The sequence below is a fragment of the Ferruginibacter sp. HRS2-29 genome, from assembly GCF_024343615.1.
Lineage (GTDB): Bacteria > Bacteroidota > Bacteroidia > Chitinophagales > Chitinophagaceae > Ferruginibacter.
The window spans coordinates 1-2,228 of the sequence record NZ_RJUB01000057.1 but is presented as its reverse complement, the minus strand read 5'-3'; the positions used below and the strand labels follow the sequence as shown (position 1 = coordinate 2,228).

The window sequence follows — 2,228 nt, the reverse complement described above, 5'->3', positions numbered from 1 at the left end:
TACATTCGGCACCATACTTACCGAAGAAGATAATTTTACATTTGCACCTGCATGAACGGAATAACGCATCGGTATCACAGCGCCATCACCGGATACGAGGAACGGATCCTTAGGTTTGGTCAAATGAAACACCGCAACCCCACCGTAAAAATTCACTTTTTTATCCGGTGTAGCATCATAATAAAATGCCCCCGCTCCTGCATCGAAGGAAGAAACATTGGATGTTTTTAAAACATCCCCGGTTGCATTGCCCGGGTTGTAACCAGTGATCGGATTCCATTGATCACCAAATTTAAATTTGGAAGCATTCACGCGCCGGTTGATGAACCCTACCTGCATGCCGAGGGAAATGCGTTGATATTCACCTTTGCCAAAACGCAGCCCGGTATAGGCCAGTGAAGCATACCCTGTAAGGTAGTTGTAGCCTGCATCTCCGGCAGATTGGTTAAGGATGTTGACACCGAAATTCATGTTCTTGTCGGTGTTGATATCGGCAGTAAGCCCGGTGGTGGAAAAGGCATCGGTAATGCTTGCCCATTGATTTCTGTAGGTAGCCGCCACCCTGTAATCGCCATTGATCAACCCGGCCATGGCAGGATTGAGGTATAGCGGGTACATGTAATACTGTGATGTATGCGGATCTACCTGGCATTTTGCGGCAGGTGCCAGCAATGCTGTGAAAGCGAGTGTAGCCAGCAGGCTGTATAATTTTTTCATTTGCTTATCTTAATAAAGTCACTGAACCTTTTTTGTTGATGATGCTGTTGTCGAGCATGACTGCTTTGAGTACATATATATATACTGTACCCGGTTGCAGTTTACCTTTTGCAGTGCCATCCCATCCTCCGTTGATGTTGCTAGTGCGGAAGATCATTTCGCCCCATTGGTTGAAGATGCTGAACTCCATACTCTTCAGGGTAGTGCTGTACACTTTCAACACATCGTTTTTACCATCGCCGTTTGGAGTAAAAACATTCGGCACAAATACCTCGTGTTTTTCCGGAGCTGATACGATGATGCTCACAGAAGCTGTATCGATACAACCCGCAGCCGACAATGCCACTGCACGATAAGTAGCATTTGCCGAAGCAACCAGCGCTTGCGTTAATGAAGTCTGGTTAGTAAATGTCGCCAGCGGCAACCAGGCGGTCACCTGGTAGTTGGTACCTGCCGATGTGCTGAGCGTAAATGCATTGCCTTGCGGCACCGTAGTGGCTGATGCAGTAAGGTTTAGGGTAAAATCATTTACCGTAACCACCGTGGTAACTGCTTTGCTGCAACTTCCGCTGGTTACTGTATAACTGATGGTGGTATTACCGGCGCTTATACCGGTTACCACTCCGGTATTACTTACTGTTGCAACAGCCGTATTGCTGCTGCTCCAGGTGCCGCCTGCGGTTGGGTTGGCAAGTGTGGTGCTGTTGGCTCCTGCTGCGCAAATGGAAGTGTTACCGGTGATCGCTGCAACAGTGATATCTGTTACTGTTACAGTTATCTGTGCACGCGGACTTTCACATCCACCGTTCGATTGGGATACAAAATAGTTGATGCTTCCGGCAGTATTGGTGGCAGGTACGGGCGCTGTGGCCGAACCAGTTCCGCCTGTTGCGCCGGCATACCATAAAAGGTTAGAGCCTGTAGCAGTCAATGCAACCGCGGTCGCGTTGAGGCAATAGGTCACCGGTGACGTGACTACCGGAGCCAGCGGGCTCGCTGGAACCGCATTTACGGTTGCGGTAGCAGTGGAAGTACAGCCTGCGGCGTTACGTATTGTAATCGTGTAAGTATTTGGTGCAAGACCGGCAAATGTGGTGCTTGTCTGGAAAGCGGTTCCGTTGATACTGTATTCCAGGCCGGTGCCGGTTGGTGCCGTAATTACGATCGTACCGGTTGGAGTGGCACAGGTAGGTTGGGTGACTGTAGCCGTGGCTGCAGCTGGCGCTGATGGAACGGCATTTAAAGTTGCAGTAGTAGTGGAGGTACAACCCGCGGCATTTCGCACCGAAATAGTATAGGTTCCCGGAGCAACGCCGGTAAATATATTACTTGCCTGGAAAGTAGTTCCATTGATGCTGTAAGTCAAGCCGGTTCCTGTTGGTGTATTGATGGTAATGGTACCGGTAGGTGTAGTACAGCTTGGCTGGGTAAGTGTGTAAGTTGCCACCGCAGGCGCACCCGGAACGGAGTTGATGGTGATCGTTGCGGTAACGGCACAACCTGTCGCATTT

General features: G+C 49.7%; 2 protein-coding genes. Both read right to left on the bottom strand.

Features of this window, described 5'->3' with window-relative positions; all coding sequences use genetic code 11:
* Positions 1-717, bottom strand: a 717-nt coding sequence (locus tag EGI32_RS10835) for a PorP/SprF family type IX secretion system membrane protein (RefSeq protein WP_255155405.1), incomplete at its 3' end; no start/stop codon positions are given.
* Between the two features lie 4 nt (positions 718-721).
* The coding region (locus EGI32_RS10830; protein ID WP_255155404.1) for a gliding motility-associated C-terminal domain-containing protein at positions 722-2,228 on the bottom strand (1,507 nt) is incomplete at its 5' end.